The 6,442-nt window shown below is 37.6% G+C and carries 6 protein-coding genes; 3 read left to right on the top strand and 3 right to left on the bottom strand.

Annotated elements, in window-relative coordinates:
• Positions 1–159: 159 nt before the first annotated feature.
• Both AC1M9A_RS13950 and AC1M9A_RS13945 read right to left on the bottom strand, forming a co-directional pair.
• On the bottom strand, positions 160–726 hold the full coding sequence (locus AC1M9A_RS13950; protein WP_481589581.1) for a peptidylprolyl isomerase: 567 nt from the start codon (positions 724–726) through the stop codon (positions 160–162).
• 165 nt (positions 727–891) lie between these two features.
• Positions 892–1,962: an alpha/beta hydrolase gene (locus AC1M9A_RS13945; RefSeq protein ID WP_481609323.1), complete on the bottom strand. Its 1,071-nt coding sequence runs from the start codon at positions 1,960–1,962 to the stop codon at positions 892–894.
• Positions 1,963–2,161: 199 nt separating this feature from the next.
• Here AC1M9A_RS13945 and AC1M9A_RS13940 point away from each other — a divergent pair, with 199 nt between their 5' ends.
• A complete protein-coding gene (locus AC1M9A_RS13940; RefSeq protein ID WP_092768671.1) occupies positions 2,162–2,614 on the top strand; it encodes a cell envelope integrity TolA family protein in 453 nt (150 codons plus the stop codon).
• Between the two features lie 194 nt (positions 2,615–2,808).
• On the opposite strand, the gene AC1M9A_RS13935 is transcribed toward AC1M9A_RS13940, so the two are convergent.
• Positions 2,809–3,069 (bottom strand): molybdenum ABC transporter substrate-binding protein, encoded by a 261-nt coding sequence (locus AC1M9A_RS13935; RefSeq protein ID WP_481610437.1) that lies wholly within the window; start codon positions 3,067–3,069, stop codon positions 2,809–2,811.
• Positions 3,070–3,775: 706 nt separating this feature from the next.
• On the opposite strand from AC1M9A_RS13935, the gene grpE reads away from it, so the two are divergent.
• The gene (gene grpE, locus AC1M9A_RS13930) at positions 3,776–4,348 is read left to right on the top strand and encodes a nucleotide exchange factor GrpE (RefSeq protein WP_257219952.1); all 573 of its coding nucleotides are present in this window, start codon (positions 3,776–3,778) and stop codon (positions 4,346–4,348) included.
• 119 nt (positions 4,349–4,467) lie between these two features.
• Entirely contained in the window at positions 4,468–6,414 is a 1,947-nt protein-coding gene (gene dnaK / locus AC1M9A_RS13925; protein ID WP_481610436.1) for a molecular chaperone DnaK, read from the top strand.
• Positions 6,415–6,442 lie beyond the last annotated feature (28 nt).

Raw genomic sequence — 6,442 nt, 5'->3', positions numbered from 1 at the left:
GAGCATTTCGAAATCATTGCAAGTGCTTTTAACCCCATGTTTTATTGAGTGTTCTATTTTTATGCACCATTATGATTCATTAATAATCACATTTACACTTAACCCTATAATATTGAAGCAAAAATATTAATTTAATATTTCTGCTTCTTTTTTTAATCACTATTTCGCTTTTGAAGGTTTTATATTCACACTTAAAATTTTAATAGGATTTTTTGGCACATCTTGATGCATACCAAATCTACCAGTAGGCACTTTTGCAATTTTATCGACAACATCCATGCCTTTAGTTACCTGACCAAACACAGCATAACCAGGATTCATTGGCGCTTTATTTAGAAAATCATTATCCGCAATATTGATAAAAAATTGGCTTGTTGCTGAATCAGGCTGGTTTGTACGTGCCATGGCTAAAGTGCCACGGTTATTCTTTAAGCCATTATAAGACTCGTTCTTGATTGGAGGTCGATTCGCTTTTTCTTTCATCGATACATCTAATCCTCCACCTTGGATCATGAACCCTGGAATAACCCGATGGAAGATTGTGCCGTTATAAAAATTAGCTTTCGCATAAGTTTCAAAGTTCTTTACTGAAATCGGAGCTTTATCATTAAACAACTCGATTTCGATATCTCCTGCTGATGTTTTGATTTGCATATGCGTATTTGCTGCCAAAGACAAAGTACTCATCGCCGCAACAGAAGCACCTAACATCATTTTTTTTAACATACGCTATCCTCTTATTGATGTTTTATCTTATCTATTATTCATGAATCAATCGCCAGAAAAGATTCAGTTTTTTGTTAAGCATCAAAGTATTTTTATTCGATTACTCTATATAAAGAAAAAATCCTGAGTTTCGTTTAAATCTCAGGATTTGAAAGTAAGGATCTATTAACTATTTTTATCCCAAAATCTTCTAAACTCTTTACTCATTTCAATCAACAATTTTTTAGAACGCCCTGAGATTAGCGTTAGATTAATAAATCCGTGTGTTTGATCTTCAAAATCTTGATACAACACTTTAGTGCCATTTTGACGTAATTTGTGGGCGTAAATTTTGCCTTCATCATGCAATACATCATGTCCCGCTGTAACAACATAAGCTGGTGCCAATTTTTTTAGATTGCCGTATGTTGGGGAGATTAGTGGATTATCCAAAGCAACTTTATGTCTTGTCGCGTAGTATTCTGTCACATAGTCAATATCGCTGTTGGTTAATACTAAACCATCTTTATACGCAAAGAATGATGGATGACGACTTTTGAAATCCACCGCAGGATATATTAAAAATTGAGCTTGAGGCGCATAACTGGCATTCAATGCACGTTGAGCAACGACAGCACTAATATTACCGCCAGCACTATCTCCTGCTACAGCAATACGGTTTTTTAAGATTTTAAAGTGACGGCGATTTTGATATACCCATGCCAATGCATCTTCACATGATTGAATCAATGATTGTGGAGAAACTTCTGGTGCTAAAGGATAATCAATACTGATTACTTGTGCTTTTGCATAATTCGCAATGATTCGGCACGCTTCATCATGTGTATTCACACTTCCGACAACAAACCCACCACCATGATAAAATACAATCATTGGTAGTTTTTTATTCGGAGCAGGATGATAATGTCTGGCAAATACAGTACCACTTTGTAAAGGAAGACGAATATCTTCTACATATTGAACATGAGATGATTTATGTGTGATGGATTGGATTTGATTTTCAAATTCTTTTCTTGATTTATCAATATCAGCGCCAATAAAGCCTGATTTTCCTTGTTTCAACTGTGCAGCCATCAAGCATTTTGTAAAGCTATCGAGTTGAGGATAGTCATAGGGATAGCCAAGTAACTTCACTAGAGATTCTTGAACGATCTTTGGGAGTCGATCTAATGCACGTCCTGCAGAACCCTGACCATTTTCAAGTAATTGTTGTATTTTTTGATTCACGATTCCGATCCTTTTAAAAATCCGTATTCTTCATATTTTCTACACGATCAGCCATTTCATGACTATTTTGTTAACTAAGTCTACTGATCAATATACAAACTTCAATCCTATTTACGCTAATCTGACTATAGCAGTCTTGTCATTGACTATTTAATCCAACATCAGGAATTTTTTGGTTGTCCTGATTCAATATATAAAGGTGAAAGCTATGGCAATAAAAGTAATGATAATGTCATTGGCCACAGCAGTTCTTGCAGTCGGTTGTGTGGCCTTCCCTGACGATGGCCCTTATTATAATGGTAATTATGACCATCGTTATGATCGTGATTATGATCGCAACTATGACCGTCAACGTTGGGAGAGAGAACGCGCACAACGTTTACATCAACAGCGCCTTGAACAAGAAAAGCGCAAACGTGAATATGAACGTCAACGCCAACAACGTGAATTAGCAGATCGACGTAATAAAGAACGTGCTGAGCATGATCGTCGTAAACAGATTGAACAACGTCAAAAGGAAATTTTAAAACAACGTCAAGCTGAACGTAATCGTTGGAATCAAGATAATCGTAAAAAAGCGATTGAAGAACAACGTAAGCGCTTAGAACAGGATCGCAAGAAGCGAGAACAGGAACGTCAACATGATCGCCGAGATCGTTAAGCTTTCGTGGACTCAAGACAATTGATTTAAAGTTACCTCACAAACCTAACATTCACATTTGAATGTTAGGTTTTTTTAAGTGCTGTGATTCTAAAAATAGACAGTAAAGGCATCCTATTTACTCTCTATTCTCTGCTTTTTCATAAAATTTAATCCATTCTAAGCAGTTTAAATGAATTAAATTTCATTGCATTTTACTCAACAACTTGAGGGGCTTCTGCACCTTCAGCTGGGACAGCTTGAATCGGTTCAACAGACTCTACACTTGGGTCAGCTTGTACAGCCACACCATTTTGGGTATCCATTTCAGTAGTTGCCGCTTGCGCTATTGAAGCATCTGTTTGTGTGGTCGGTTGAGTCGCTTGAGCAGTTTCAGCAGATTGGTTTGAAGTACAACCTACAGTAGCAAAACCAATAGCTGCAAATGCCAGGGAAATGAGACCTAATTTTTTCATTGTTTAATTCCTTACTTGAAACATTCAAAGTCAGAGTTAACTTTGAAGGCTTATCATTCCTGACTTTTTTATTTCATGCGTCAGTTCTTGGTTCAAGTTTCGATGACTTCAGGTTGAACTTATGAAAAAAGTGTAAAGAAAATGCAATTCAACTTTTATAGTTGAATATATGTGCTAAGCCATTTATTTAATTTATTGTTTAGTGAATATGTGGTGCGATATAAACCCTTTTTGAAGGTGACTGAATCACAGTGTGGCTACACGGTATATCGGTTGCTTAACATTGTTACTCAGATCTCGACAAGCAAAAAAAAACTCATCCAAGGAGGTTGGATGAGCTATTAAAAAGCAAAAACAAAATAAATAGAAACTACAGCGTTAGTATCTGGTTAAAGATAATACAGTTTTGATTCTTTAAAAGGAAAGACTTGTTTTATCTGAATCTATATATTTTATATATAAAATATATACAAAATCATATTTTTATAATCGTTCTTCAGTTCATCTCCTCTTCTTATTCTAGACTTTAGATTTCTCTAAATGGATCGAAAATTTTCATTCCTTGTTGTAAAGATGAATTTAGTAGAAATAAACATCGTTTAAGCTTGAATTATTTATAGTCGCCCACATTACCTTTGTATTGATGAATTACACACGCATGGCAGTTCAGATTAACGCAGTTAACACTGATGCCAAAGGACTGTACATGTTTAAAAACCCATTTAAGCGGAGATCTTCCATGGCAAATGAGCAAAACGAACAAACTCAGGACGTTCAAACGGAACAAACTGAACAGCAAGTTGAAAATCAACAAGCTGAAGTTGAAGTTTCTGTAGAAGACCTTCAAGCGCAAATCGCAACGCTGACTGAAAACTTAAAATATGAAAAAGCAGTTGCTGCAAATGCGAAGTATGAAGCAGAAAAAACCAAAGAACGTTTAGAGCGTGAGGCGGATACTGCGAAAAAATTTGCTTTAGAGAAATTTGCAAAAGAATTATTGGATTCAGTTGACAACCTTGAACGTGCAATTGCTGCTGCAGGTGATGAAAAAACTCCTTTATCAGAAGGTGTAGAACTCACACTGAAGTCATTATTAGCAACATTAGAAAAATTTGGTGTTGTGGCAGTTGACACTGAAAATGGTTTTAATGCTGATTTGCATCAAGCAGTAGGTATTGCTCCAGATGCAAAAGCGGGTGAGATTGGTACGGTACTTCAAAAAGGTTACACCCTTTCTGGCCGTTTACTTCGTCCTGCAATGGTCATGGTAGGCCAATAAGTCAAGAAATACGGGAGTTTGTAAAAATTTTTTTAAGTTTTTAACTTGAAAAATAATGAATGGCTCTCATATCGGATAACAAGTGAAAGATCACAACAAAATTTTCGAGGAACACATCAATGGCTAAAATTATTGGTATTGACTTAGGTACTACAAACTCATGTGTTGCAGTACTTGAAGGCGATAAAGTTAAAGTAATCGACAACGCTGAAGGCGCTCGTACAACTCCGTCTATTATTGCGTATAAAGATGGCGAGATCCTTGTTGGTCAATCAGCTAAACGTCAAGCGGTAACAAACCCGAAAAATACATTATTCGCGATCAAACGTTTGATCGGTCGTCGTTACGAAGATCAAGCAGTTCAAAAAGATATTGGTCTTGTACCTTACAAAATCATCAAAGCTGACAATGGCGATGCTTGGGTTGATGTAAACGACAAGAAACTAGCACCACAACAAATCTCTGCAGAAGTTCTTAAGAAAATGAAGAAAACTGCGGAAGATTACTTAGGTGAAACAGTTACTGAGGCGGTAGTTACTGTTCCTGCATACTTCAACGATGCTCAACGTCAAGCAACGAAAGATGCTGGTAAAATTGCTGGTTTAGATGTTAAACGTATCATCAACGAACCAACAGCTGCAGCGCTTGCGTTCGGTATGGATAAGAAAGAAGGCGATCGTAAAATAGCGGTTTACGACTTAGGTGGTGGTACTTTCGACGTATCAATCATTGAAATCGCTGACCTTGATGGCGACCAACAAATCGAAGTATTGTCTACCAACGGTGATACATTCTTAGGTGGTGAAGACTTTGATAACGCGTTAATCGATTACTTGGTTGAAGAGTTTAAGAAAGAACAAAATGTGAATCTGAAAAATGATCCACTTGCTTTACAACGTTTGAAAGAAGCTGCTGAGAAAGCGAAGATTGAATTGTCTTCTTCGAATGCAACTGAAATTAACCTTCCATATATCACTGCTGATGCGACTGGTCCTAAACACTTAGTGATCAACGTAACACGTGCGAAATTAGAAGGTCTTGTTGCTGACTTAGTTGCTCGTACAATCGAGCCATGTAAGATTGCACTTAAAGATGCTGGTTTATCAACTTCTGATATCTCTGACGTGATCTTGGTTGGTGGTCAGTCTCGTATGCCGCTTGTACAACAAAAAGTACAAGAGTTCTTCGGTAAAGAGCCACGTAAAGACGTGAACCCTGACGAAGCTGTAGCAATGGGTGCTGCGATCCAAGGTGCTGTACTTTCAGGTGATAAAAACGACGTTCTATTACTTGACGTTACACCATTGACACTTGGTATTGAAACAATGGGTGGCGTGTTAACTCCAATCATCGAGAAAAACACAACAATCCCTGCGAAAAAATCACAAGTGTTCTCTACAGCTGCTGATAACCAGCCTGCAGTAGACATTTCGGTTTACCAAGGTGAACGTAAAATGGCTCAACAAAACAAATTGTTGGGTAACTTCCAATTGGGCGATATCCCACCTGCTCCACGTGGTGTGCCGCAAATTGAAGTATCGTTCGACATCAACGCTGATGGTATCTTGAAAGTATCTGCGAAAGACAAGAGCACTGGTAAAGAGCAATCAATTCAAATTAAAGCAAACTCAGGTTTGAGCGATGCTGAAATTGAAGCGATGATCAAAGATGCTGAAGCGAATGCGGAAGAAGACCGTAAGTTTGAAGAATTAGCAAAAGCGCGTAACGAAGCTGATGCATTAGTTTCTTCTGCTCAAAAAGCAGTAAAAGACCTTGGCGAACAAGTAACTGCTGATGAAAAAACTGCGGTTGAAACTGCTATTTCAGAACTTGAAGCTGCAACAAAAGAAAATGATGTTGATGCGATCAAAGCGAAAACTGAAGCACTTCAAAACATCATCATGCCGATCACTCAACGTGCTTATGAAGCTGCGCAGGGTGCTCAAGGTGGTGCGCAAGGTTTTGATCCAAATGCATTCCAAGGTGATGCTGCTGGTCAACAACAAAAAGCGGACGACGGCGTTGTAGATGCTGAGTTCACTGAAGTAAAAGATGACAAAAAATAATTTGTCTCTTTAAATAAAAGACCGCGCG

The organism is Acinetobacter sp. ANC_7634 (assembly GCF_056779875.1).
Note: the sequence above shows the minus strand (reverse complement) of the source record. Positions and strands in the feature narration are given on the sequence as shown.